The organism is Streptomyces sp. MB09-01 (genome assembly GCF_033794505.1).
In the GTDB taxonomy this organism is placed as follows: Bacteria; Actinomycetota; Actinomycetes; order Streptomycetales; family Streptomycetaceae; genus Streptomyces.
Genome location: NZ_JARAYQ010000025.1, coordinates 1 through 24,953, shown reverse-complemented (window position 1 = coordinate 24,953; position 24,953 = coordinate 1). Strand labels below are relative to the sequence as shown.

Genomic DNA, 24,953 nt, shown 5'->3' with positions numbered 1-24,953 from the left:
ACCACTGGGTCCGAGCCGTCGTCCAGGACGTGGGGTACGGACGATGCGGCGCACAAGATCTCTATGAAGCGCCGGCACAACCGGCCGGCCGGAGGGAAAGCGATGGGTAGGACACTCGCGGAGAAGGTCTGGGACGACCATGTCGTCCGGCGCGCCGAAGGCGAGCCCGACCTCCTCTTCATTGATCTGCACCTGCTGCACGAGGTGACCAGCCCGCAGGCCTTCGAGGGCCTGCGTCAGGCCGGCCGCAAGGTCCGACGCCTCGACCTCACCATCGCGACCGAGGACCACAACACCCCCACCCTCGACATCGACAAGCCGATCGCGGACCCGGTCTCCCGGGCCCAGCTGGAGACGCTGCGCAAGAACTGCGCCGAGTTCGGCGTCCGCCTGCACTCGCTGGGCGACGTCGAGCAGGGCGTCGTCCACGTCGTGGGACCGCAGCTGGGTCTGACCCAGCCCGGCACCACCGTGGTCTGCGGTGACTCGCACACCTCCACGCACGGCGCCTTCGGCGCGCTGGCCTTCGGCATCGGCACGAGCCAGGTCGAGCACGTGCTGGCGACGCAGACGCTGCCGCTGGCCCGCCCGAAGACGATGGCGATCACCGTCACCGGCGCACTGGCCGAGGGGGTCACCGCGAAGGACCTGATCCTGGCGATCATCGCCAAGATCGGCACCGGCGGTGGCCAGGGCTACATCCTGGAGTACCGCGGCGAGGCCATCGAGCAGCTCTCGATGGAAGCCCGCATGACCATCTGCAACATGTCGATCGAGGCCGGCGCCCGCGCGGGCATGATCGCGCCGGACCAGACCACCTTCGACTACCTGCAGGGCCGCGACCACGCGCCCGAGGGCGAGGACTGGCACGCGGCGGTCGCGTACTGGAAGACCCTGCGCACCGACGACGACGCGGTCTTCGACGCGGAGGTCGTCATCGACGGCACCACGCTGTCCCCGTTCGTCACCTGGGGCACCAACCCGGGCCAGGGCGCGCCGCTGTCGGCCGACGTCCCCGACCCGGCTTCGTACGAGGACGCTTCGGAGCGCCTGGCCGCCGAAAAGGCCCTGGAGTACATGGGGTTGACCGCCGGGCAGCCGCTGCGCGACATCAAGGTCGACACCGTCTTCGTAGGTTCCTGCACCAACGGCCGCATCGAGGACCTGCGCGCCGTCGCCGGGATCATCGAGGGCCGCAAAGTCGCCGACGGGGTACGGATGCTGGTCGTCCCGGGCTCGGTCCGCGTCGCCCTGCAGGCCGTGGAAGAGGGCCTGGACACGGTCTTCAAGGAGGCCGGCGCCGAATGGCGGCACGCGGGCTGTTCGATGTGTCTGGGCATGAACCCCGACCAACTGGCGCCCGGTGAACGCTCCGCGTCCACCTCCAACCGCAACTTCGAGGGCCGGCAGGGCAAGGGCGGGCGCACCCACCTGGTCTCCCCGCAGGTGGCCGCCGCCACCGCGGTGCTGGGCCATCTGGCCTCGCCCGCCGACCTGTCCGCCGCCGACGCGACCGCCGGAGTCTGAACCATGGAAGCCTTCACCACCCACACCGGCCGGGCCGTCCCGCTGCGCCGCAGCAACGTCGACACCGACCAGATCATCCCGGCCCACTGGCTGAAGAAGATCACCCGTGACGGGTTCGAGGACGGGCTCTTCGAGGCCTGGCGCAAGGACCCGGAGTTCGTCACGAACCGCCCGGAGCGCGCCGGTGCGACCGTGCTGGTCGCCGGCCCCGATTTCGGTACCGGTTCCTCGCGCGAGCACGCCGTCTGGGCCCTGCAGAACTTCGGCTTCAAGACGGTCATCTCCTCCCGCTTCGCCGACATCTTCCGCGGGAACTCGCTGAAGAACGGTCTGCTGACGGTCGTGCTCCCGCAGGAGACCGTCGAGCAGCTGTGGAAGCTGACCGAGGCCGACCCCACCGCCGAGATCACGGTCGACCTGGTCGACCGCCAGGTGCGAGCGGAAGGCGTCGTCGCGGAGTTCGAACTCGACGACAACGCCCGCTGGCGTCTGCTGGAGGGTCTGGACGACATCTCGCTCACCCTTCAGAACGAAGCGGACATCGCTTCGTACGAAAGCGCCCGCCCCGCCTTCAAGCCGCGCACGATTCAGGCCTGATTCCTGCCTGATCAGCGCTTATTCACCCCCGGGTGATCACATCGACAACACTGTGCCCCCCGCCTTCCGGCGGGGGGCACAGCCGTTTGTTGAGGCCCCGTGAGGCGACAACTCGCCCCAGATGGCACAATCTGTGCATGGAACGCGACAGTCAACTCGAGCTCTACGAACTCGTCGCGGACCGGCTGAAAGAAGCACACACACGGGTGCGCTCACTGCAAGTCCCGGAGGGCGTAAGGATGGCGCTGTCCCGGAAGCTGTTGGTCGTCACGGCCGCGGCGAAGCATGATCTCGCCGATGCGGCAAGGCGCCTGGACAGGTTGATGAAGGACCTCGACGAGGGTCGATTCCCTGAAGGCGACTGATGCGAAGGAACTCCGTAACGGCCTCCAGCGTTGCGGCACTAGGGTGATTAGCCCGTTTCGTGTTTGATTTGCGGTATATATCCGCCTAACGTGCGAAATAAGCTTGAACACATTCGTTCTGGCGAAGTCTCCGAAGGGGAAGACGTGAACAAGGCGCAGCTCGTAGAAGCGATTGCCGACAAGCTGGGCGGCCGCCAGCAGGCCGCGGATGCTGTCGACGCGGTACTGGACGCGATCGTCCGCGCTACCGTCGCGGGCGACCGGGTCTCGGTCACGGGCTTCGGCTCGTTCGAGAAGGTCGACCGTCCGGCCCGTTACGCCCGCAACCCGCAGACGGGAGAGCGCGTCCGGGTCAAGAAGACCTCGGTACCCCGATTCCGCGCCGGCCAGGGCTTCAAGGACCTGGTCAGCGGCACCAAGAAGCTGCCGAAGGGCGGCGAAGTGTCGGTGAAGAAGGCGCCCAAGGGCAGCCTCACCGGTGGCGCCTCCGCGACGGTCAAGAAGGCCGCCGCGAAGAAGGCCACCACTGCCAAGAAGGCGGCGGCAAAGACCGCGGTCGCAAAGAAGGTCACCGCCAAGAAGACCACCGCGACCGCCAAGAAGGCTGCGGTGAAGAGCACGGCCACGACCAAGAAGGCCACGGCCACCGCCAAGAAGGCGACCGCCACCGCCAAGAAGGCCGCGCCCGCGGCGAAGAAGACCACCGCCGCCGCGAAGAAGACCGCCCCGGCGGCCAAGAAGGTCACCGCCGCGACGAAGGCGCCCGCCAAGAAGACGGCGACGCGCAAGGCCACCGCGAAGAAGACCACGGCCCGCAACAAGTAGGGGTAGGGGTCACACACGCCGGGCCGGCTTCCCCAGCAGGGGGAAGCCGGCCCGCGGTGCGTTCAGTCGCAGGTCAGAAGGCCGGAAGGGGCCGAAGGTCAGAAGGTCTGCAGCGTCACCAGGGTGATCCGCAGGCCGGCGCCCTCGCCGTCCGTCTCGATCCGGACCCGCTGCCCGGGCCGCAGCAGCCGCAGGCCGCCCGCGTCGAACGCCGGGGCCTCGAAGGGCACCGGGGTGCCGTCGTCCAGCAGCACACTGCCGCTGCGGGTCTGGGAGTCGTACGTGTACGCGGTCGCCTGCATACCGGCACTGTATCGGGCCGTGTGACGCCCCACCCCGAGGGTGAGCGCCGTCCGCAGATCCGCCGCGGTGTCCACGTCCCGGCGCACGCTGTCGACGCCCGCCAGGGCGATTTCCACCGCCCCCGAGGCCGAATGCCTGGCCCGTGACGGCCCGCCGAAGGAGGGGGCCAATTCCACGTCCGGCGCAGCGGAAAGCAAGGTCGTCCCGATTCCGGCCGCATCCGCCAGAAATGCCCGGGGAAATGCCGAGGCGTTTTCGAGCACGCGTAGCAATTCGGGGGGCCGCAGCGCCGGCAGATCGGCGTTCATCGCGGCCACCGCGGCACCGGGCCGCCCCGACCGCGCTGCCCGCGCCCCGTGGGCCAGCGCCGCGTTGAGTCCGGCCGCCGGGGCGTCCGGCACGATCCGCGCCCCCAGCCGGGACAGTTCCGCACCGGCCGCCGCGTCGTCCGTGACGACCACCACATCCGCGACCGCCGCGCAGGCCAGGGCCCCCGCGACGGTGTCCTGGGCGAAGGCCAGTGCGAGCCCCGGACGGGAAGCGCCCACCGCCGCCGCGAGACGGCTCTTGGCCACCGCCAGGGGCTTCAGAGGGACCACCAGACTCCAGACGGCGTTCGTGACGGACCCCTTCCCTCCGGTGCGCTCCGGCCCGACCCCGGACCATGGTCGGGTCATGGCCGGGTCATGTGTCGGCTCATTGTCGCCTTCGCCCGGGCGACCCGGGAGCCCGGTGGCGTGAGCGGGGCGTACGGTGTTCTCGACAGAGACCGGGCCCGGGGCGACACTTGTCCGGCCGACGAGGTGCCCAAGCTTCCCCAGCCACCGCCGGGAGGCACCACCGCCCCCCGGTCCAGAGGAAAGGTGTCCGAGTGTCCCGCCGCAGAATCGGCTTCTGGTACCGCCTGGCGGCGGTCATCGCAAAACCGCCGCTGGTAGTGCTCTTCAAGCGGGACTGGCGGGGAATGGAGCACATTCCGGCCGAGGGCGGATTTATCACCGCCGTCAATCACAACTCGTATCTGGACCCGCTCTCCTACGCGCACTTCCAGTACAACACCGGCCGCGTACCCCGATTGCTCGCGAAGGCCGGCCTCTTCAAGGTCCCTATTGTCGGGTCGATCCTGCGCGGCTCCGGCCAGATCCCCGTCTACCGGGAGAGCACCAACGCCCTGGACGCATTCCGGGCCGCGGTGGACGCGATCGAGCGCGGCGAATGCGTGGCCTTTTACCCGGAAGGCACCCTGACCAGGGACCCCGACATGTGGCCCATGGCCGGCAAGACCGGCGCCGCCCGTGTCGCGCTGATCACCAAGGCGCCCGTCATTCCGGTGGCCCAGTGGGGTGCGAACCTCGCGATGCCGCCGTACGCCAAGGAGAACAAGGTCCGGCTCTTCCCGCGCAAGACCCTCCAGGTGCTCGCCGGACCGCCGGTCGACCTCTCCGCCTTCTACGACCGGGATCCCACCCCGGACGTGCTCAAGGAGGCCACCGAGGTCATCATGGCCGCCATCACCGGGCTGCTGGAGGAGGTGCGGGGAGAGACCGCGCCCGAGCAGCCGTACGACCATCGCAACGCCAGGGCGGAACAGCGGCGCAAGGCCGCAGGGGAGGGCAAGAAGTGACACGTCCCGTGAAGGCGACCGTCTTCGGAACAGGCTCCTGGGGCACGGCCTTCGCCATCGTGCTCGCCGACGCCGGATGCGAGGTGACCCTCTGGGGCCGCCGCCAGGAGGTGGTCGACGCCATCAACACCGGCCGGACCAACCCGGACTACTTCCCCGACGTCGAACTCCCCGCGAACCTCCGGGCCACCACCGACCCGGCCGAGGCCGCGGCGGGCGCCGACTTCACCGTCCTCGCCATCCCCTCCCAGACCCTGCGCGACAACCTCGCCGCGTGGGCCCCGGTGCTGGCCCCCGACACGGTGCTCGTCTCCCTCATGAAGGGCATCGAACTCGGCACCGCCAAGCGGATGAGCGAGGTCATCGAGGAGGTGGCCAAGGTCCCCGCCGAGCGCATCGCCGTGGTCACCGGCCCCAACCTGGCCGCCGAGATCGCCGCCCGCCAGCCCGCCGCCTCCGTCGTCGCCTGCGTGGACGAGAGCGTGGCGCAGCGCCTCCAGGCCGCCTGCCACACCGCGTACTTCCGCCCGTACACGAGCACCGACGTCACCGGCTGCGAGCTCGGCGGCGCCGTCAAGAACGTCATCGGCCTCGCCGTCGGCATCGCGGACGGCATGGGCCTGGGCGACAACACCAAGGGCTCGCTCATCACCCGCGGACTCGCCGAAGCCACCCGGCTGGGAGTGGCGATGGGCGCCGATCCGCTCACCTTCTCCGGCCTCGCGGGCCTCGGCGACCTGGTCGCCACCTGCTCCTCGCCGCTCTCCCGGAACCACACCTTCGGCACCAACCTCGGCCGCGGGATGACCCTGGAGGAGACCATCGCGGTCACCAGGCAGACCGCCGAGGGCGTCAAGTCCTGCCAGTCGGTGGCCGATCTGGCCCGCCGGCACGGGGTCGACATGCCCATCACCGACACCGTGGTGGACATCGTCCACCACGGCAAGCCGACGCTGGTCGCGCTGAAGGAACTGATGGGCCGCAGCGCCAAACCGGAACGTCGCTGACTCCATTCCGGACGCATGAGCGGGTACTCTCGTGGCGATATGAGCAGCGAGAACCTCCCCCAGACCCCTGAGCAGCAGGGCCGCAAGCCCCGCGTGGCCGTCGTGTTCGGCGGCCGCAGCTCGGAACACGCCATCTCGGTCGTCACGGCGGGCGCCGTGCTGCGCTCCATCGACCGGTCCAAGTACGAGGTGCTGCCCATCGGCATCACCACGGACGGCCGATGGGCGCTGACCGCCGACGAGCCCGAGCGGATGGCCATCGCCGACCGCCGGCTCCCGAGCGTCGAGGAGCTCGCCGACTCCGAGGACGGCGCCGTCGTGCTCTCGGTCGACCCCGCGAGCCGCCAGGTCGTCTACACCGAGCCGGGCGCCGTCCCGAAGGCCCTCGGCGAGGTCGACGTCGTCTTCCCCGTCCTGCACGGCCCGTACGGCGAGGACGGCACCCTCCAGGGCCTCCTGGAGCTGTCCGGCATCCCCTACGTCGGTTCCGGCGTCCTCGCCTCGGCCGTCGGCCAGGACAAGGACTACATGAAGCGGGTGTTCACCTCCTTCGGGCTGCGCGTCGGCCCGTACGTGACCATCCGCCCGCGCGAGTGGGAAGCCGACCGGGACGCCGCCAGGGCGAAGATCCTCGACTTCGCCGCCGAGCACGGCTGGCCGCTGTTCATCAAGCCCGCCCGGGCCGGCTCCTCCATCGGCATCACCAAGGTCGACGACGTCTCCGGCCTGGACGCGGCCGTCAAGGAGGCCCGGCGCCACGACCCGAAGATCATCGTGGAGGCGCTGCTGCGCGGCCGCGAGATCGAGTGCGGGGTCCTGGAGTTCGAGGACGGGCCGCGCGCCAGCGTGCCCGCCGAGATCCCGCCGGTCTCCAGCCACGACTTCTACGACTTCGAGGCGAAGTACATCGACTCCGCCTCCGGGATCGTTCCCGCCCCGCTCACCCCGGAGCAGACCGCCGAGGTGCAGCGGCTCGCGATCGAGGCCTTCGAGGCCGCGTCCTGCGAGGGCCTGGTGCGCGCCGACTTCTTCCTCACCGAGGACGGCGCCTTCGTCATCAACGAGATCAACACGATGCCGGGCTTCACGCCGATCTCCATGTACCCGCTGATGTGGCAGAAGACGGGCGTCGCGTACCCGGAGCTGGTGGACCGGCTGATCCAGGCCGCCCTGCGCCGCTCCACCGGACTGCGCTAGACAGGACCGAAAGAGAGCAGCGACCGCCCGCCGGGATGCCCGGCGGGCGGTCGCTGTGAATCGGAGCGGACCTCCCGCCGGGGGCGGGGGAGATCAGTACGAGGAGAAGCCCACGGGCACCGTCCTGGCGATGGCCGCGGACAGCCCGACCAGCATCCCCGCGTCCGTGGCATGCTCCTTGTCGACCAGGACCTCCGTGTACGCCTTCCGCATCCCGGAGACGAAACGGAACCCCCCGTCGGATCGCTTGTCCAGCAGCCAGGCGACGTCGTTGACGTGGACGCCCTCCTGCTTCTCGTCCAGCATCTCGGGGGGCTTGGGGACACCGCACCGCAGTACGATCGCCGAGCCGCCCCACGCGGCCGTCAGAGCGGACTCCGGTTCGGCCCGGGTCCGCTCCAGGCCGGCCACCGTCTCCGGAAGCTCCTCGTGCAGTGCTGCACAGAGCTCACCGATGGCGGCGGGCGGCGTGGGCGGCGGATCCACCCGGGCCTCGGAACCGCCCGGTGAGCACGCCGCGAGGCCCAGCAGGGCCAGCGCGGCGGGCAGGGCCAGGACACGGAGGGGCCGGCGGTGAGAGGTCATCACCGGCCAAGAGTAGACGGGGGCTACAGATGGACCACCGGGCAGGTCAAGGTGCGGGTGATCCCCTCCACCTGCTGGACCTTGGCCACGACCATGCGGCCGAGCTCGTCCACGGTGTCGGCCTGGGCGCGCACGATCACGTCGTACGGGCCCGTCACGTCCTCGGCCTGGATCACCCCCGGGATCTGGCCGATGGACTCGGCGACGAACGACGCCTTGCCCACCTCGGTCTGGATAAGGATGTACGCCTGTACCACGGAACCTCCAGGGCGGCCACGAGGATCATTTCCCCTAACCTTCGGGTGGGCCCCACACGAACGACGGGGCCGGGGGAAGAAGGGACGCCACGGTACCGCGTCGCCGTGCGCCGCGGGGAGACCTGCGGGCCCGGCGCCACGCACGGCGGGGCGTACGGAGAGCAGAAGTTGACGTATCTGTTGACGGTACCCAGAGCTGTGACGGCTCGCGACCGCAAGCGGACTGGGCAAGAAGGGGCACAGCGATGAAGGGCACTGTGGGCGAGCTGGGGGAGTTCGGGCTGATCAGGGAGCTCACCTCACGGCTCACCACCACCCCGGCGGTCCGGCTCGGACCGGGTGACGACGCCGCGGTGGTGTCGGCCCCCGACCGGAGGGTCGTGGCGAGCACCGACATCCTGCTCGAAGGCCGGCACTTCCGGCGAGACTGGTCCACGGCCTACGACGTCGGCCGCAAGGCCGCCGCGCAGAACCTCGCCGACATCGCCGCCATGGGCGCGGTGCCGACCGCGCTGCTGCTCGGCCTCGTCGTGCCCGCCGAACTCCCGGTCACCTGGCCCACCGAGCTGATGGACGGCATCCGCGACGAGTGCCAGGTCGCCGGCGCGGCCGTCGTCGGCGGGGACGTGGTCCGCGGCGACGTCATCACCGTCGCCATCACCGCCCTCGGCGACCTGCGCAACCACGAGCCCGTGCTGCGCTCCGGAGCCCAGCCCGGCGACGTCGTCGCCGTCACCGGCTGGCTGGGCTGGTCCGCCGCCGGCTTCGCCGTGCTCTCGCGCGGCTTCCGTTCCCCGCGGGCGTTCGTGGAGGCGCACCGGCGCCCCGAGCCGCCGTACCACGCGGGCCCCGCGGCCGCCGGACTCGGCGCCACCGCCATGACCGACGTCAGCGACGGCCTGATCGCCGACCTCGGGCACATCGCCGAGGCCAGCAAGGTGCGGATCGACCTGCACTCGCGGGCCGTCGACATCCCGACCCAGATGCACGACATCGGGCAGGCCGTCGGCGTGGACCCGCTGCAGTGGGTGCTCACCGGCGGAGAGGACCACGCGATCGTGGCGACCTTCCCGCCCGACGTGAAGCTCCCCGCCCGCTGGAAGGTCATCGGCGAGGTGCTGAACCGCTCCGCGCTGCCGCAGGTGACCGTGGACGGGGCGCCCTGGACCAGCACCGGCGGCTGGGACCACTTCGGGGCCGACCCGGCCGCCCAGGAGGGCACGCCGTGAGCGTCGCACCGCCGCTGTGCCTGACCGTCGCCGGATCCGACTCCGGCGGCGGCGCGGGCATCCAGGCCGACCTCAAGACGATGCTCGCCCTCGGCGTGCACGGAATGAGCGTCGTGACCGCCGTGACCGCCCAGAACTCACTCGGGGTGCGGGGAGCCTGGGAGCTGCCCGCCGAGGCCGTCACGGCCCAGTACCGGGCCGTCGTGGACGACATCGGCGTCCAGGCCGTGAAGACCGGGATGCTCTCCTCCGCCGCGCTGGTGGAGACGGTGGCGGCACTGCTCGCCGGCACCCCCGCCCCGGCCGTCGTGGACCCGGTGGGCGTCTCCAAGCACGGGGACCGGCTGCTCGCCGCCTCCGCGCTGGACGCCGTGCGCAAGGAGCTGCTGCCGCGGGCCACCGTGGCCACGCCCAACCTGGACGAAGTGGCACAGCTCACGGGCGTTCTGGTGGAGACCGAGGACGACATGCGGCGGGCCGCCGACGCGATCCTCGGCCACGGGCCGCGGTGGGCGCTGATCAAGGGCGGACACCTCGCGGCGCACGGCGACGAGGCGGTGGACCTGCTCACCGACGGCGCCGAGGAGCGGTGGCTTCGCGCCCCCCGCCACGACAACCGGCACACCCACGGCACGGGCTGCACCCTCGCCAGCGCCATCGCGGCGGGCCTGGCGAAGGGCCTGGCCGTCCCCGAGGCCGTCACGGCCGCCAAGGAGTACGTCACGGGCGCCATCGCCGCCGGCTTCCCGCTCGGCGGGGGCATCGGCCCGGTGGATCACGCCTGGCAGTGGCGCTGAGCCCCGCCGGACAAGGCAAAAGGCCGGTTCACCAGAGGTGAACCGGCCTTTTTGGCAACCGGAAAGGGCTGCGCTACGACGGGAGGCGTCAGCGCGAGACCTTGCCGGCCTTGATGCACGAGGTGCAGGCGTTGAGGCGCTTCGGCGTCCCATTGACCACGGCACGGACGCGCTGGATGTTCGGGTTCCAGCGACGCGAGGTGCGGCGGTGCGAGTGGGAGATGTTGTTGCCGAAGCTCGGCCCCTTGGCGCAAACGTCGCAGTTGGCAGCCACAGGTCACTCCAAGACTTCAGATGCAATTACAGTGAAACCGGCGCACCGGAATCAGAGATCTGAAGTGGTTTGCCGGGGAATGGCCCGACTCTCATCGGGCAACCGGAGCAGCATACAACGACTGCGTCCGTCCAAGAAAACTACCATGACCGCCGCTGCCCCCGCCCCGCGGTCCGGACGCCCGGGCAGACCTTGGCTACCCTGCGGTGAACCCTGGCCCGCACAAGGAGGAACGCCCGGTGCCGCACGAGCCGCAGACCCTCGACGCCGAAGCGGTGCGCACCTGGAGCACGCTGGCCCTGGCCGCACTGGGCCGGGCCCGCGAGGACATCGACGCGATCAACGTCTACCCGGTCGCCGACGCGGACACCGGCACCAACCTCTACCTCACCGCCGAATCGGCCGACCGCGCCCTGGACGACGCCTTCGCGAAGGTGACCGAGGGCACAGCGTCCGCCTCCCTGGCGCACGCCGTACGGGCCTGGGCGCACGGCGCGCTCGTCGGGGCCCGGGGGAACTCCGGGACGATCCTGGCGCAGCTGCTGCGCGGAGTGGCCGACGTGCTCGCCGGTGAACCCCAGGAGGCCGGTCCCGGGGCGGTCGCTCCCGGCGCGAGCGGGACCGGGCCGAGCAGGACCGGGCCGAGCGGGACCGGGGAGCGCGGCGCCGGTGTGCTGCTGGCCCGGGCGCTGACCCGGGCCGCGGAGGAGGCGTACGCGGCCGTCTCGCACCCGGTGGAGGGCACCATGCTCACCGTCGCCCGCGCCGCGGCGCGGGCCGGCGAGGCCACCGGAGCCGCCGCCGGGACCGCCGCGGACGTGGCCCGCGCCGCCTACGACGGGGCCCGCGCCGCCCTGGCCGAGACCCCCGGGCAGCTCGCCGCGCTCGGCCGGGCCGGGGTGGTCGACGCCGGGGGGTGCGGGCTGGTCGCCGTACTCGGGGCCCTGTGGCAGGCGCTGTCCGGCCAGGAACCGGCCGCCGAACCCGTGCGGGGCCGCGCCGTGCCCGTGCCGCAGACCTCGGACCCCTGCGAGCAGGAGGAGGACGGGCCCGCGTACGAGGTGATCTACCTGCTGGAGGCCTCCGACGCGGCGGTCGGCGAACTGCGAGAACGGCTCGACGGGCTGGGCGACTCCCTGGTCGTGGTCGGCGGCGACGGGCTGTGGAACGTCCACGTGCACGTCGACGACCCCGGCGCGGCCGTGGAGGCCGGGGTCGTCGCCGGGCGGCCGTACCGGATACGGATCACGCACTTCGGGGACGAGCGGCGCCGGGGCCGGGGCGAGCGCGCCCAGCGGGCCGTGGTCGCCGTGGTCCCCGGCGAGGGACTGGCCGGGCTGTGCGGGGAGGCCGGAGCGACCGCCGTGCTCGTGCGCTCCGGAGAGGTCCCCGCCGCCGCCGAACTGCTCGACGCCATCCGCCGCGCCCACGCCCGCGAGGTGGTCCTGCTGCCGGGCGGGTCCGAGCTGCGCGCCGCCGCGGCCGCGGCGGCCGAACAGGCCCGCGCCGAAGGCGTACGGGTGGCCGTCATCCCCACCCGCTCCGCGGTCCAGGGGCTGGCCGCCCTCGCCGTGCACGACCCGGAAGGCAGCTTCGACGAGGACGTGGTCGCCATGACGGCGGCGGCCGGCGCCACCCGGTACGGGGAACTGGCCGTCGCCGAACGGCAGTCCTTCACCTCCGCCGGCATCTGCCAGGCCGGCGACGTGCTCGGCCTCATCGACGGGGACGTCGCCGTGATCGGCTCGGGCCTGGCCGAGACCGCCGAGGCGGTCCTCGAACGGATGCTCGGCTCCGGCGGCGAACTCGTCACCCTGGTCCTCGGACCCGAGGTGCCGGACACGGTCGCCGAGCGCCTGGAGGCCTATGTCCAGCACGGCCACCTGGCCGTGGACACCGTGACCTACCGGGGCGGCCGGTACTCGGCGCCGCTCCTCATCGGGGTGGAATAGCGGGCTTGTCAGCGCCATGGTGTGCAATGGAACACGTGCCCGCGCTCGACGAAGACCTCAAGAAGACGCTCGGACCCGCCACCGCCAAGGTGCTGGCCGAGCAGCTCGGCCTGCACACGGCCCTGGACCTGCTCCACCACTACCCGCGGCGGTACGCCGAGCGCGGTGAGCTGACCTCGCTGGCCGAGCTCGCCGACCAGATCGACGAGCACGTGACCGTCGTCGCGCAGGTCGCCGACGCCCGGATCCTGACCTTCAACGGCGGTCGCGGCAAGCGCCTCGAAGTGACCATCACCGACGGCAGCGGCCGGCTCCAGCTGGTCTTCTTCGGCGCCGGCGTCCACAAGCCGCACAAGGAGCTGCTGCCCGGCAGCCGCGCGATGTTCGCCGGCAAGGTCTCCAAGTTCAACCACAAGCTCCAGCTCGCCCACCCCGCGTACGAGCCGCTCGGCGCGGACGCCTCCGACCGGGACGCCGCCACCGCCTTCGCCAACCAGCTCATCCCGATCTACCCGGCCTGCGCGAAGCTGGAGTCCTGGAAGATCGCCAAATGCGTGGACGCGGTGCTGCCCAGCGCCCAGGAGGCCGTGGACCCGCTGCCGCCCGCCCTGCGCGAGGGCCGCGGGCTGGTCCCGCTCACCGAGGCCCTGCTGAAGATCCACCGGCCGGCCACCAAGGCCGACATCGAGGACGCCCGCCAGCGCCTGAAGTGGGACGAGGCCTTCGTCCTGCAGGTCGCCCTGGCCCGCCGCCGCCACGCCGACTCCCAGCTCCCGGCCGTCCCCCGCCGCCCGACCCCCGGCGGCCTCCTCGACTCCTTCGACGCGAAGCTCCCCTTCACCCTCACCGAGGGCCAGGTGGGCGTGTCGAAGGAGATCTTCGACGACCTGGCCACCAGCCACCCCATGCACCGCCTCCTCCAGGGCGAGGTCGGAAGCGGGAAGACGATGGTGGCCCTGCGGGCGATGCTCGCCGTCGTGGATTCCGGCGGGCAGGCGGCGATGCTCGCGCCCACCGAGGTGCTCGCGCAGCAGCACCACCGCTCCATCGTCGAGATGATGGGCGAACTGGCCGAGGGAGGCATGCTCGGCGGCTCCGACCAGGGCACCAAGGTGGTGCTCCTCACCGGGTCCATGGGGATGCCCGCGCGCCGGCAGGCCCTGCTCGACCTGGTCACCGGCGAGGCCGGGATCGTGATCGGCACGCACGCGCTGATCGAGGACAAGGTGCAGTTCCACGACCTCGGGCTGGTGGTCGTGGACGAACAGCACCGCTTCGGCGTCGAACAGCGCGACGCCCTCAGGTCCAAGGGGAAGCAGCCCCCGCACCTGCTGGTGATGACCGCCACGCCGATCCCGCGCACGGTCGCCATGACCGTCTTCGGCGACCTGGAGACCTCCGTCCTCGACCAGCTCCCCGCCGGGCGCTCGCCGATCGCCACCCACGTGGTGCCCGCCAAGGACAAGCCGCACTTCCTCGCCCGGGCCTGGGAACGGGTCCGCGAGGAAGTGGAGAACGGCCACCAGGCCTACGTGGTGTGTCCCCGCATCGGCGACGGCGAGGACGAGCCCAAGAAGAAGAAGGCGGCCGAGGAGGACGGGGACAAGCGGCCCCCGCTGGCCGTCCTGGAGATCGCCGAGCAGCTGACGCGCGGCCCGCTCGCCGGGCTGTCCGTGGAGGTGCTGCACGGCCGGATGGACCCGGCCGACAAGGACGACGTCATGCGGCGCTTCGCCGCGGGCGAGGTCAAGGTGCTCGTCGCCACCACCGTCATCGAGGTCGGGGTGAACGTCCCGAACTCCACCGTCATGGTGATCATGGACGCGGACCGGTTCGGCGTCTCCCAGCTCCACCAGCTGCGCGGCCGCGTCGGCCGCGGCTCCGCGCCCGGTCTGTGCCTGCTGGTCAGCGAGATGCACGAGGCCAGCCCCGCCCGGGCCCGGCTGGCCGCCGTCGCCGCCACCCTCGACGGCTTCGAACTCTCCCGGATCGACCTGGAGCAGCGCCGCGAGGGCGACGTGCTGGGCCAGGCCCAGTCGGGCGTGCGCTCCTCGCTGCGCATGCTCGCCGTCATCGAGGACGAGGAGGTCATCGCCCAGGCCCGGGAGGAGGCCACCCGCGTCGTCGCCGAGGACCCCGCGCTGGAGCGGCTGCCCGGCCTGCGGACCGCACTGGACGCGCTGCTCGACACCGAGCGCGAGCAGTACCTGGAGAAGGGCTGAGCGGCACGACCTATCGTTGGAGTGCCGCAGCAGCCCCGCGGCGCCCCCTACCGCCGTACCGAAGGACCCCAGATGACCCGCGTGATCGCCGGCAGCGCCGGCGGGCGACGGCTGGCCGTGCCCCCCGGCACCGGCACCCGGCCGACCTCGGACCGGATGCGCGAAGGCCTGTTCTCCACCTGGGAGTCGCTGCACGGCGTCGAAGGGGCCCGGGTGCTCGACCTGTACGGCGGCTCCGGCGCCGTCGGCCTGGAGGCCCTCTCCCGCGGCGCGGCCCACACCCTGCTCGTGGAGGCGGACGCCAAGGCCGCCAAGGCGATCCGGGACAACATCAAGACGCTGGGCCTGCCCGGCGCGGAGTTCCGGGCGGGCAAGGCCGAGCAGATCGTGGCGGCCCGGGCGGGCGGGGACCCGTACGACATCGTCTTCCTGGACCCGCCGTACGCCGTGGACAGCGGCGATCTCCGGGAGATCCTCCTCACACTCCGGTCCAATGGCTGGCTCACGGACGATGCGCTCGCCACCGTGGAGCGCAGCACCAGGAGCGGCGCCTTCCCGTGGCCCGAGGGCTTCGAGCCGCTCCGGTCGCGCAAGTACGGCGAGGGCACCCTTTGGTACGGCCGCGCCGCCTTCACCAGCGAAGACTCATGAACGAGGGAGTTCAGTTGCGCCGCGCCGTCTGTCCGGGGTCCTTCGACCCCATCACCAACGGACACCTCGACATCATCGGACGCGCCTCCAGGCTCTACGACGTCGTGCACGTAGCCGTGATGATCAACCAGTCGAAGCAGGGCCTCTTCACCGTCGAGGAGCGGATCGAGCTGATCCGCGAGGCGACGGCCGACTACGGCAACATCCAGGTCGAGTCCTTCCACGGGCTGCTCGTCGACTTCTGCAAGCAGCGGGACATCCCGGCCATCGTCAAGGGGCTGCGCGCCGTCAGCGACTTCGACTACGAGCTGCAGATGGCCCAGATGAACATGGGCCTGTCGGGCGTCGAGACGCTGTTCGTGCCGACCAACCCCACCTACAGCTTCCTGTCCTCCTCGCTGGTCAAGGAGGTCGCGGCCTGGGGCGGCGACGTCGCCCACCTGCTGCCGGCGCACGTACACACGGCCCTCCTGGAGCGGCTGCGCAACCGCTGAGTCCCTGACGGGCCGTCAGTCAGTGTCGGGGGCCCGTCCGGTGGCCTTACAGTCGTCCCGTCCGTCTCAGGAACCGCCTGAGGCCGAGAGAGTGCGAGCCCCCATGGACGTGCAGAAGAAGCTCGACGAGATCGTCGCGGCCGTCGGCGGCGCCCGGTCCATGCCCATGTCGGCCTCCTGCGTGATCAACCGCGCCGAGCTGCTCGCCCAGCTCGAAGAGGTGCGCCAGGCGCTCCCCGGCTCGCTCGCGCAGGCTCAGGAGCTCATCGGCGGCCGGGAGCAGATGGTCGAGGAGGCCCGCCGGGAGGCGGAGCGGATCATCGACGCCGCCCACAACCAGCGCGGTTCGCTGATCTCCGACACCGAGATCGCGCGGCGTTCGCAGGCGGAGGCGGACCGGATCCTCGACGAGGCCCGCCGGGAGGCCGAGGAGATCCGGGCCGAGGCCGACGACTACGTCGACAGCAAGCTCGCGAACTTCGAGGTCGTGCTGACCAAGACCATCGGTTCGGTGGACCGGGGCCGCGAGAAGCTGCTGGGCCGCGGCCCGGGCCTGGACGGGCAGGGCTACCGGGACCCCGACTACGACGAGGCGCCCGAGCGCAGCCACGATCCCGAGACGCAGCGGCAGCAGGCGGACGCCTACGTGGACACCAAGCTGGCGACCTTCGAGGCGGTGCTCTCCAAGACCCTGGAGGCGGTGGGCCGCGGCCGGCAGAAGCTGCTGGGCCGGGTCCCGTCGGACGACCTCGGCGTGCACATGGCCACCCAGGACGCGGCGGGAGGCCAGCAGTCCCGCTCCGCGAGCGACGCGGACTTCCTGGCGGGCCTGGCGGAACCGGAGCCCCTCCACGTGCAGGCGCCGATCCCGGCGCAGGCGGAGCCCGCGTACGACTCGTACTCCTACCAGCAGCCCGCCGCGCAGCAGCACCAGCAGGACGCGTACGCCTACCAGGATCCGTACGGCGGCTACCAGCAGCAGCCGGACCCGTACGCCGCCTACCAGCAGCAGCCCGACCCGTATGCGGCCTACCAGCAGCAGCCGCAGGCCCAGCAGCCCTCGCTCGACGAGACCAGCCTCTTCGACACGAGCATGATCAACCTGGACCAGCTGCGCCAGTACGAACAGGGGCGCTAGGGCCGGATTGGGTGCTGGGCGCCGCTGCGGGTATCCTGGCTGTTCGGTCGCGCGTATGCACCGCGATCCATGCTGCCCTAGCGCGGCGGAGTCTTTGATCTTCAGCGATCTGTGAAAGCAGGAACGGCCCTGAATACCCGCCTCGACCACCGCAACCCCCTCGTGTTCGACACGCACGAGCTGGGTCGGCGTCCTGGTGCCATGCAGCGGCTGTCCCGTGAGATCGCGGCACCGGCGGACTTCGGTCTCGTCGGCGTCATCGGAGTGCCGGAAGGCGCCCCGGTGAAGCTCAGCCTCCGCCTGGAGTCGGTCATGGAAGGGGTGCTTGTCACAGGCACCGCCCGTGCGTCGGCCGTGGGGGAGTGCGTAAGGTGTCTGGAGTCCGTCGAGCGTGAGCTCAAGGCGGACTTCCAGGAGATGTTCTCGTACCCTGACGCCGACGACCGGAGCCGCTCCAAGGCGGAACCGGCCGACGACGCCGAGGACGACGAGGACACGCTCTTCCTCGAGGACGGTTTGTTCGACCTCGAACCCGTGCTGCGGGATGTGGTGGTGCTCGCACTGCCCATGCAGCCGGTGTGCCGGGAGGACTGTCTCGGACTGTGCCCCGATTGCGGGCTCAGCCTGAACGACGACCCGGACCACCACCATGACGCCGTCGACATCCGTTGGGCGGCATTGCAAGGACTCGTCGTGACCGATCAGGACGACGAGAAGGACAACATGAGCGGCACTGCCTCTGACGGAGTTCAGGGCGCCGCCGAGAAGCAGGAGAAGTAGCCGTGGCTGTTCCGAAGCGGAAGATGTCGCGCAGCAACACGCGCCACCGCCGGTCGCAGTGGAAGGCTGCGGTCCCCACCCTGGTTTCGTGTGAGCGTTGCCAGGAGCCGAAGCTCCAGCACATTGCGTGCCCGAGCTGCGGCACCTACAACAAGCGCCAGGTCCTCGAGGTCTGAGCGGCTGGTGAGAGGCGCAATGTCTGAGCTGTCCAACGCTGAGAAGCAGGCAGACAGTAACAACGCGGCCTCGTCCCACACGCTTCTGGAAGGGCGGCTCGGGTATCAACTCGAGTCCGCCCTTCTGGTGCGTGCACTGACCCACCGCTCGTACGCGTACGAGAACGGCGGTCTGCCCACCAACGAACGGCTGGAGTTCCTCGGGGACTCCGTGTTGGGCCTGGTGGTCACGGACACGCTGTACACGACCCACCCCGATCTCCCCGAAGGCCAGCTGGCCAAGCTTCGGGCCGCGGTGGTCAACTCGCGCGCACTGGCGGAGGTCGGGCGCGGCCTCGAACTCGGCTCCTTCATCCGGCTCGGCCGGGGCGAAGAGGGCACGGGCGGCCGGGACAAGGCCTCCATCCTCGCCGACACCCTTGAAGCGGTGATCGGCGCGGTCTACCTCGACCAGGGCCTCGACGCGGCCTCGGAGCTGGTTCACCGGCTCTTCGACCCGCTCATCGAGAAGTCCTCGAACCTCGGGGCCGGCCTGGACTGGAAGACCAGTCTCCAGGAGCTCACGGCGGCCGAAGGTCTTGGCGTACCGGAATATCTGGTCACCGAGACCGGTCCGGACCACGAGAAGACCTTCACTGCTGCCGCTCGCGTCGGTGGTGTCTCGTACGGCACCGGCACCGGCCGCAGCAAGAAGGAAGCGGAACAGCAGGCTGCGGAGTCCGCATGGCGCGGAATCCGCACCGCGGCGGACGAGCGGATCGCGGCGGCGGCCGTGGCCGCCGCCGCTCCGGCCGAGGTCCCGGCTTCGGCCGGGTCCGAGGACGGCGGGGCGGCGACGGCCGCCGACCCGGTGCCGGACGCCTGACCCTTCCTTCCGGATTTCCCCGCCCGCCCCTGCCTCGCAGGGGCGGGCGATTCCGTTTCCGGGGGCCAGTACGCTCGCCGGGAGCGCCCAGATCCGCACCCCCCGGAGGTATACCGTGCCCGAGCTGCCCGAAGTCGAAGTCGTGCGGCGGGGGCTGGAGCGCTGGGTGGCCGGGCGGACCGTCGAGGCCGTCGAGGTCCTGCACCCGCGGGCGGTACGGCGCCATCCGGGCGGCGGCGCCGACTTCGCGGCGCGGCTGCGCGGCGAGACCGTCGGAGTGCCGCAGCGGCGCGGGAAGTACCTGTGGCTGCCGCTGGAGGGCCGGGACCTGTCCGTGCTCGGGCACCTGGGGATGAGCGGGCAGCTGCTCGTGCAGCCGCAGGACGCCCCCGACGAGAAGCACCTGCGTATCCGGGTGCGGTTCGACGACGACGCCGGGACGGAGCTGCGCTTCGTGGACCAGCGGACCTTCGGCGGGCTCTCGCTGCACGACAACACGGCCGACGGGCTGCCGGACGTCATCGCGCACATCGCCCGGGACCCGCTCGACCCCCTCTTCGACGAGGGGGCGTACCACCTCGCCCTGCGTGCCAAGCGGACCACCGTCAAGCGGGCGCTGCTGGACCAGTCCCTGGTCAGCGGGGTCGGCAACATCTACGCCGACGAGGCGCTGTGGCGCGCGAGGCTGCACTACGAGCGCCCCACCGCCAACCTCACGCGCCCCCGGAGCGCGGAACTCCTCGGCCATGTCCGGGACGTCATGAACGCGGCCCTCGCCGTCGGCGGCACCAGCTTCGACAGCCTGTACGTCAACGTGAACGGCGAGTCGGGGTACTTCGACCGCTCGCTCGATGCCTACGGGCGCGAGGACGAGCCCTGCCGCCGCTGCGGTACGCCGATGCGCCGGCGCCCCTGGATGAACAGGTCGAGCTACTTCTGTCCGCGCTGTCAGCGGCCGCCGCGCGTGGCGTCGTAGGACGTCCGGGCGGAGAGCACCGCCGGCATGTTGCCCTCCAGGCAGTGGATGAGCGAGAGCAGTCGGTCCGCGACCTCGATGCCGAGCGGGGTCAGCTCGTAGTCGACGCGCGGCGGATTCGTCGGCTGCGCCTCGCGGTGGACTATGCCGTCGCGCTCCAGCGCGTGCAGGGTCTGGGAGAGCATCTTCTCGCTCACGCCCTCCACCCGGCGGCGCAGTTCGTTGAAACGGCACGGGCCTTCGCGCAGGGCGCCCACGGTGAGGCTGCCCCAGCGGCCGGTGACGTGTTCCAGGGTCTCGCGGGACGGGCAGGCACGCGCGAACACGTCGAACGGTTGCTCGGTGTCGGCGGCTTCTGTGCGGACAGGGGTCTCCATGTGAAGAGCGTACTCCCCTGCAGCGCTAACTCGGGGATTGCGCTTTCTAAAAGTTAGTGCTTCTCTTGGTGTCGTCACAGTCCTGCTCCTCCGCACCACGTCCGTGCGGCGGAGGGAGTCTTCCGAGGGAGAGAACCACCTTGTCCGGTATCGCGTACACCCCCGTCGTCTCGATCGCCTACCACTCCGGCTACGGCCACACCGCCGTCGTCGCCGAGGCCGTCCGCAGCGGCGCGGCCGACGCCGGGGCGACCGTCCATCTGATCAAGGTCGACGAGATCGACGACGCGCAGTGGGAGCTGCTCGACGCCTCCGACGCGATCGTCTTCGGGTCCCCGACCTACATGGGCACCGCTTCCGGCGCCTTCCACGTGTTCGCGGAGGCCACCTCGAAGCGCTGGTTCGGCGACGTATGGCAGAACAAGGTGGCCGCCGGCTTCACGAACTCCGCGTCCAAGAGCGGCGACAAGCTGCACACCCTGCAGTTCTTCCAGATCCTTGCCGCCCAGCACGGCATGAGCTGGGTCAACCTGGGCCTGAAGCCGGGCTGGAACAGCAGCACCGCCTCCGAGAACGACCTCAACCGCCTCGGCGTCTTCGCCGGCGCCGCCGCCCAGAGCAACTCCGACGAGGGCGCGGACGCCGTCCACAAGGCCGACATCGCGACCGCCGAGCACCTGGGCCGCCGCGTCGCCGAGCAGACCCGCATCGTCATCGCGGGCCGCGCGGCCCTGGCGGCGGCCGGAGCCTGAGCCCCCAGCGGTCGTCCCGGCAGCCGGCGGCCGCAGCGTGCGGCTGACCGTGGCCGTCGGCTCTAGAAGCCGAAGTCCTGGGTCCACCAGGGGCCGCCGGCGGCGAAGTGGGCGCCGACGCCCAGCGTGCGGAACTCGCAGTTGAGGATGTTCGCCTTGTGGCCCGGGCTGTTCATCCAGGCCTTCATCACGGCCTCGGCGTCGCCCTGGCCGCGCGCGATGTTCTCGCCGCCGAGGCCGGAGAGGCCGGCCTTGGCGGCGCGGTCCCACGGGCTGCTGCCGTCGGGGTCGTCGTGGCTGAAGAAGCCCCGGGTGGCCATGTCCTTGCTGAAGGCCCCGGCCAGCGCCGCGAGCGGCGGATTGGCCCGGACGGGACCGCACCCGGCCATCGCGCGCTCCTGGTTCACCAGGGTCACCACGGCGTCCTCCTCGGAGGAGTGGCCGTCCAGGTCCGGCCGGGCCGCGGGGGCGGCCGGCGTCGAGGGCGCCGCGACCGGCTTCGAGGGTGCCGGAACGGGCTTCGAGGGCGCCGCGACCGGCTTCGAGGGTGCCGGAACGGGCTTCGAGGGCGCCGCGACCGGCTTCGAGGGTGCCGGAACGGGCTTCGAGGGCGCCGGAACCGGCTTCTTCTCCGGAGCCTTGTGGGCGGGAGCGGGCGTGGCCGGGGGCGACGTGCTCGGCTGGGCGCTCGGGGAGGCGGACACGGAGGGGCTCGGCGAGGCCGACGGGGAGGGTGAGGCCGAAGGCGACGGCGAAGTCGCCGGGGTCCTGGAGGGGGAGCCGGAGCCGGCGCCCGCGGCGGCGCGGCCCGACAGGCTGGCGAGGCCGCCCTGCTGCTCCAGTGCGGGGTCCGGGGTGGGCGAAGCCTTGGCCTTGGCCTCCGGCGTGCCGGCGGCACCCGTACCGCTGACGCCCACATAGGGGAACGAGCTGCCGACCGGCACCGTGCCGGTGGTGACGGCCGCCGTGCCGAGGACCACGGCCACCGAGACGCCGAGGAGGCCGGTGCGCAGGACGGTGCCGCGCTTGCCGCCGCTGTGTGGCGCGGCGGGGAGTCGGTGACGTCCCATCGCTGTCGAGCCCTTCCTTGCCGGATCAAGATCATCCCTTACGCACCCAAATGGGTGAGTTCGTTGCTGCGCGACTGTACGCCATGGGGCCAGGGGGCGATGTGTCCGGAAAGTCATCGCCCCGTTAGCGTTCACGCATGAATGAAGATGTCCGTCTGACCGCCTGGGTGCGCGGCCGTGTGCAGGGAGTCGGCTTCCGCTGGTTCACCAGGGAGAACGCCCTGGAGATCGGCGGGGTCGTCGGCTTCGCATCCAACCTCGACGACGGGCGAGTACAGGTGGTCGCCGAAGGTCAACGTGAGAATTGCCACCGGCTTCTCGACTGGCTGCGCTCCGCCGACACGCCCGGCCGGGTGGACGGAGTGACAGAGATCTGGGGCACACCGCGCGGTGGCTACGACGGATTCGGGATGCGGTGACCGATCGGCTGATCATGCACTCATCACACCCCCGCTCGTCCGCACATGGTCGGAACTGCGCATTCGTCGCCGACGCGTTGCCGACGGGGGCGATCCGTGGAAGGCTCGGAGATGAGGATGATCTCCACACCCCCTGCTGGGGCCGGGGCGCCCGCCGATACGGGGCGTGATCGTGTTGACCGTCAAACTTTTTGGTGAGACGCTGGAAGCCCCGCGCACCCTGAGCTGTTTGGCAGTGTTGGCAGTAGTAAGCGCAGTGACTGTCAGTCGCTGCCGGACATCCGCGGGTGCGATTCCCTCACGACCCACACCGCTTCGGTCGGTCACTCAGTGTGGAGGACCATCCATCATGGCAAAGGCGCTTCTCGGTTACGTCGGCGGTTCCGATCCGCGACTCCTCGCCGAGATGCGACGGCTTCAGCAGCGCGTCCAGGACCTCGAGTCCGAGCTCGTACGGATTCAGTCTGAAAATGACGCGCTGAACGCGGCCGCCGCTCAGCACGACGGAGACTCGCTGCTGGACCGCATCGACATCGACGTACCCCAGGCGGAGCCTGCGCTCACCTGATCCGCGCTCATTCGTCGCTCGACTCCAGCCCCGTTTGATCTGCAAGGGACGCTTCGGCGTCCCTTCTTTCTTGGACCTCCCCCTCCGCCCCCTCGGGCCTCCGTGCCACGGTCCCAGAGGGCCAGGTGGGGGGCGTGATGCCTCTAGCGTCAGTCGTGCCCTGCACCTTCATGGGTGAAACCGAACGTGAAAGGTAGAGTCCGGCGGCGTGCACCTCAAGTCCCTGACCCTGCGTGGCTTCAAATCCTTCGCCTCCGCCACCACCTTGCGGTTCGAACCCGGCATCACCTGCGTCGTGGGTCCGAACGGCTCGGGCAAGTCCAATGTGGTGGACGCGCTGTCCTGGGTCATGGGGGAACAAGGGGCCAAGTCCCTGCGCGGCGGGAAGATGGAAGACGTCATCTTCGCCGGGACCACCGGACGGCCGCCGCTCGGACGCGCCGAGGTGTCGCTGACGATCGACAACTCCGACGGCGCGCTCCCCATCGACTACGCCGAAGTCACCATCACCCGGATCATGTTCCGCGGCGGCAGCAGCGAGTACCAGATCAACGGTGACACCTGCCGGCTGCTGGACATCCAGGAGCTGCTCTCCGACTCCGGCATCGGCCGCGAGATGCACGTCATCGTCGGCCAGGGCCAGCTGGACTCCGTCCTGCACGCCGATCCCATGGGCCGCCGCGCCTTCATCGAGGAGGCGGCGGGCGTACTGAAGCACCGCAAGCGCAAGGAGAAGGCGCTGCGGAAGCTCGACGCGATGCAGGCCAACCTCGCGCGCGTACAGGACCTCAACGACGAGCTGCGCCGCCAGCTCAAACCCCTGGGACGGCAGGCCGCGGTCGCCCGGCGGGCCGCCGTGATCCAGGCGGACCTGCGCGACGCGCGGCTGCGGCTGCTCGCCGACGACCTCGTCACGCTGCGGCGGGCGCTCGACGCGGAGATCGCGGACGAGGCGGCCCTCAAGGAGCGCAAGGAAGCGGCCGAGGCCCAGCTGGCGCTCGCGCTGCGGCGCGAGGCGGAGCTGGAGGAGGCGGTACGGGAGCTCGCGCCGCGGCTGCAGCGGGCGCAGCAGACCTGGTACGAGCTGTCGCAGCTCGCCGAACGGGTACGGGGCACCGCGTCCCTGGCGGACGCGCGGGTGAAGAGCGCGACCGCGCCGGTGGAGGACGAACGGCGCGGCCGCGACCCCGAGGACATGGAGCGGGAGGCCGCGCGGATCCGCGAGCAGGAGGCGGAACTGACCGCGGCCCTGGAGGCGGCCTCGCGGGCGCTCGAGGACACGGCCGAGCACCGGGCCGAGCTGGAGCGGGCGCTGGCCGAGGAGGAGCGGCGGCTGCGGGACGCCGCGCGGGCCATCGCCGACCGGCGCGAGGGACTGGCCCGGCTGACGGGGCGGCTCGGCGCGGCCCGCTCCCGCGCGGGCGCGGCGCAGGCCGAGATCGACCGGCTCGTCGCGGCGCGGGACGCGGCGCAGTCCCGGGCCGCTGCAGCGCAGGCGGAGTACGAGGCGCTGGCGGAGGAGGTCGGCGGGCTGGACGAGCCGTCGGCGGACGCGGACCACGAGGCCGCGCGCGCCGAGCTGGCGGCGGCCGAGGCGGCCCTGTCCGCGGCGCGCGACGCGCTGTCCGGGGCGGAGCGCTCGCGGGCGGCGGTGTCGGCGCGGCGGGACGCGCTCGGGCTCGGGCTGCGCCGCAAGGACGGTACGGGGGCGCTGCTCGCGGCGCGCGAGAAGCTGGCCGGGCTGCTCGGGCCGGCGGCGGAGCGGCTGACCGTGACCCCGGGCTACGAAGCCGCCGTGGCCGCTGCGCTGGGCGCGGCGGCCGACGCCCTGGCGGTGTCCTCGCCGAACGCGGCGGCCGCCGCGCTCCGCCATCTCCGGGACACCGACGCGGGCCGCGCCACCCTCCTGATCACCCCCACCACCCC

27 protein-coding genes and 1 pseudogene are annotated in these 24,953 nt (G+C 71.4%); 22 read left to right on the top strand and 6 right to left on the bottom strand.

Translation table 11 applies throughout. From position 1 onward, the window contains the following. Positions 1–102 precede the first annotated feature (102 nt). From leuC to PV721_RS08275, 4 genes are all read left to right on the top strand, one after another. Positions 103–1,527 (top strand): 3-isopropylmalate dehydratase large subunit, encoded by a 1,425-nt coding sequence (leuC, locus tag PV721_RS08290; RefSeq protein ID WP_319722186.1) that lies wholly within the window; start codon positions 103–105, stop codon positions 1,525–1,527. A 3-nt stretch (positions 1,528–1,530) separates the two neighbouring features. After that, positions 1,531–2,124, top strand: coding sequence for a 3-isopropylmalate dehydratase small subunit (gene leuD / locus PV721_RS08285; RefSeq protein WP_319722185.1), 594 nt, complete (start codon positions 1,531–1,533; stop codon positions 2,122–2,124). A 137-nt stretch (positions 2,125–2,261) separates the two neighbouring features. Then, positions 2,262–2,489 carry a hypothetical protein gene (locus PV721_RS08280; protein WP_030009267.1) on the top strand — a complete coding sequence of 76 codons (228 nt, stop codon included), beginning with the start codon at positions 2,262–2,264 and terminating at the stop codon, positions 2,487–2,489. A 144-nt stretch (positions 2,490–2,633) separates the two neighbouring features. After that, the gene (locus tag PV721_RS08275; RefSeq protein ID WP_319722184.1) at positions 2,634–3,314 is read left to right on the top strand and encodes an HU family DNA-binding protein; all 681 of its coding nucleotides are present in this window, start codon (positions 2,634–2,636) and stop codon (positions 3,312–3,314) included. 302 nt (positions 3,315–3,616) lie between these two features. Here PV721_RS08275 and cofC read toward each other — a convergent pair. Beyond that, a pseudogene (gene cofC / locus PV721_RS08270) lies at positions 3,617–4,219 on the bottom strand (2-phospho-L-lactate guanylyltransferase); the annotation flags it as partial. Between the two features lie 269 nt (positions 4,220–4,488). Between cofC and PV721_RS08265 the strand changes: the two are divergent. From PV721_RS08265 to PV721_RS08255, 3 genes are read left to right on the top strand one after another with little or no spacing between them, the layout of a single operon-like run. After that, complete coding sequence (locus tag PV721_RS08265; protein ID WP_319722183.1) at positions 4,489–5,241, top strand: lysophospholipid acyltransferase family protein; 753 nt, start codon at positions 4,489–4,491, stop codon at positions 5,239–5,241. Continuing rightward, complete coding sequence (locus tag PV721_RS08260) at positions 5,238–6,248, top strand: NAD(P)H-dependent glycerol-3-phosphate dehydrogenase (RefSeq protein WP_319722182.1); 1,011 nt, start codon at positions 5,238–5,240, stop codon at positions 6,246–6,248. The genes PV721_RS08265 and PV721_RS08260 overlap by 4 nt, the downstream gene beginning before the upstream one ends. Positions 6,249–6,287: 39 nt before the next feature. Further along, the gene (locus PV721_RS08255) at positions 6,288–7,445 is read left to right on the top strand and encodes a D-alanine--D-alanine ligase family protein (RefSeq protein ID WP_319722181.1); all 1,158 of its coding nucleotides are present in this window, start codon (positions 6,288–6,290) and stop codon (positions 7,443–7,445) included. Between the two features lie 93 nt (positions 7,446–7,538). Here PV721_RS08255 and PV721_RS08250 read toward each other — a convergent pair whose 3' ends face one another. Together PV721_RS08250 and PV721_RS08245 are read right to left on the bottom strand one after the other, a co-directional pair. Continuing rightward, positions 7,539–8,030 carry a DUF3515 domain-containing protein gene (locus tag PV721_RS08250; protein WP_319722214.1) on the bottom strand — a complete coding sequence of 164 codons (492 nt, stop codon included), beginning with the start codon at positions 8,028–8,030 and terminating at the stop codon, positions 7,539–7,541. A 23-nt stretch (positions 8,031–8,053) separates the two neighbouring features. Then, positions 8,054–8,287, bottom strand: coding sequence for an Lrp/AsnC family transcriptional regulator (locus PV721_RS08245; RefSeq protein WP_030028650.1), 234 nt, complete (start codon positions 8,285–8,287; stop codon positions 8,054–8,056). A gap of 245 nt (positions 8,288–8,532) precedes the next feature. Here PV721_RS08245 and PV721_RS08240 point away from each other — a divergent pair, with 245 nt between their 5' ends. After that, positions 8,533–9,516, top strand: a complete 984-nt coding sequence (locus PV721_RS08240) for a thiamine-phosphate kinase (protein WP_319722180.1) — start codon at positions 8,533–8,535, stop codon at positions 9,514–9,516. After that, the gene (gene thiD, locus PV721_RS08235; RefSeq protein ID WP_319722179.1) at positions 9,513–10,313 is read left to right on the top strand and encodes a bifunctional hydroxymethylpyrimidine kinase/phosphomethylpyrimidine kinase; all 801 of its coding nucleotides are present in this window, start codon (positions 9,513–9,515) and stop codon (positions 10,311–10,313) included. Before PV721_RS08240 ends, thiD begins: the two co-directional genes overlap by 4 nt. 88 nt (positions 10,314–10,401) lie before the next feature. Here thiD and rpmB read toward each other — a convergent pair whose 3' ends face one another. After that, positions 10,402–10,587, bottom strand: a complete 186-nt coding sequence (gene rpmB, locus PV721_RS08230) for a 50S ribosomal protein L28 (protein WP_007266795.1) — start codon at positions 10,585–10,587, stop codon at positions 10,402–10,404. A gap of 239 nt (positions 10,588–10,826) precedes the next feature. Between rpmB and PV721_RS08225 the strand changes: the two genes are divergently transcribed. From PV721_RS08225 to mutM, 9 genes are all read left to right on the top strand, one after another. Then, positions 10,827–12,539, top strand: a complete 1,713-nt coding sequence (locus PV721_RS08225) for a DAK2 domain-containing protein (RefSeq protein WP_319722178.1) — start codon at positions 10,827–10,829, stop codon at positions 12,537–12,539. 26 nt (positions 12,540–12,565) lie between these two features. Beyond that, the gene (gene recG / locus PV721_RS08220) at positions 12,566–14,761 is read left to right on the top strand and encodes an ATP-dependent DNA helicase RecG (RefSeq protein ID WP_319722177.1); all 2,196 of its coding nucleotides are present in this window, start codon (positions 12,566–12,568) and stop codon (positions 14,759–14,761) included. Positions 14,762–14,833: 72 nt separating this feature from the next. After that, positions 14,834–15,412 (top strand): 16S rRNA (guanine(966)-N(2))-methyltransferase RsmD, encoded by a 579-nt coding sequence (rsmD, locus tag PV721_RS08215; RefSeq protein ID WP_319722176.1) that lies wholly within the window; start codon positions 14,834–14,836, stop codon positions 15,410–15,412. 14 nt (positions 15,413–15,426) lie between these two features. After that, positions 15,427–15,906, top strand: coding sequence for a pantetheine-phosphate adenylyltransferase (gene coaD, locus PV721_RS08210; protein ID WP_319722213.1), 480 nt, complete (start codon positions 15,427–15,429; stop codon positions 15,904–15,906). A 103-nt stretch (positions 15,907–16,009) separates the two neighbouring features. Next, positions 16,010–17,044: an ATP synthase F0 subunit B gene (locus PV721_RS08205; RefSeq protein ID WP_319722175.1), complete on the top strand. Its 1,035-nt coding sequence runs from the start codon at positions 16,010–16,012 to the stop codon at positions 17,042–17,044. A gap of 111 nt (positions 17,045–17,155) precedes the next feature. Continuing rightward, a complete protein-coding gene (locus PV721_RS08200) occupies positions 17,156–17,824 on the top strand; it encodes a YceD family protein (RefSeq protein ID WP_037884221.1) in 669 nt (222 codons plus the stop codon). 2 nt (positions 17,825–17,826) lie between these two features. Beyond that, entirely contained in the window at positions 17,827–18,000 is a 174-nt protein-coding gene (rpmF, locus tag PV721_RS08195; RefSeq protein WP_003965982.1) for a 50S ribosomal protein L32, read from the top strand. Positions 18,001–18,019: 19 nt separating this feature from the next. Then, complete coding sequence (gene rnc / locus PV721_RS08190; protein ID WP_319722174.1) at positions 18,020–18,865, top strand: ribonuclease III; 846 nt, start codon at positions 18,020–18,022, stop codon at positions 18,863–18,865. Between the two features lie 115 nt (positions 18,866–18,980). Beyond that, positions 18,981–19,841: a bifunctional DNA-formamidopyrimidine glycosylase/DNA-(apurinic or apyrimidinic site) lyase gene (gene mutM / locus PV721_RS08185; RefSeq protein WP_319722173.1), complete on the top strand. Its 861-nt coding sequence runs from the start codon at positions 18,981–18,983 to the stop codon at positions 19,839–19,841. Here the strand turns inward: mutM and PV721_RS08180 are convergent. Beyond that, the gene (locus PV721_RS08180) at positions 19,814–20,218 is read right to left on the bottom strand and encodes a helix-turn-helix domain-containing protein (RefSeq protein ID WP_319722172.1); all 405 of its coding nucleotides are present in this window, start codon (positions 20,216–20,218) and stop codon (positions 19,814–19,816) included. The genes mutM and PV721_RS08180 overlap by 28 nt on opposite strands. A 140-nt stretch (positions 20,219–20,358) precedes the next feature. Between PV721_RS08180 and PV721_RS08175 the strand changes: the two genes are divergently transcribed. Next, on the top strand, positions 20,359–20,970 hold the full coding sequence (locus PV721_RS08175; protein ID WP_319722171.1) for a flavodoxin family protein: 612 nt from the start codon (positions 20,359–20,361) through the stop codon (positions 20,968–20,970). A 62-nt stretch (positions 20,971–21,032) separates the two neighbouring features. On the opposite strand, the gene PV721_RS08170 is transcribed toward PV721_RS08175, so the two are convergent. After that, positions 21,033–22,040 carry a CAP domain-containing protein gene (locus tag PV721_RS08170; RefSeq protein WP_319722170.1) on the bottom strand — a complete coding sequence of 336 codons (1,008 nt, stop codon included), beginning with the start codon at positions 22,038–22,040 and terminating at the stop codon, positions 21,033–21,035. Between the two features lie 137 nt (positions 22,041–22,177). On the opposite strand from PV721_RS08170, the gene PV721_RS08165 reads away from it, so the two are divergent. The 3 genes from PV721_RS08165 to PV721_RS08155 form a co-directional block, all read left to right on the top strand. Further along, positions 22,178–22,459 carry an acylphosphatase gene (locus tag PV721_RS08165; protein WP_319722169.1) on the top strand — a complete coding sequence of 94 codons (282 nt, stop codon included), beginning with the start codon at positions 22,178–22,180 and terminating at the stop codon, positions 22,457–22,459. Between the two features lie 349 nt (positions 22,460–22,808). Then, positions 22,809–23,027 carry a hypothetical protein gene (locus tag PV721_RS08160; RefSeq protein WP_030708500.1) on the top strand — a complete coding sequence of 73 codons (219 nt, stop codon included), beginning with the start codon at positions 22,809–22,811 and terminating at the stop codon, positions 23,025–23,027. A 208-nt stretch (positions 23,028–23,235) separates the two neighbouring features. Further along, the coding region (locus tag PV721_RS08155; protein WP_319722168.1) for a chromosome segregation SMC family protein at positions 23,236–24,953 on the top strand (1,718 nt) is incomplete at its 3' end.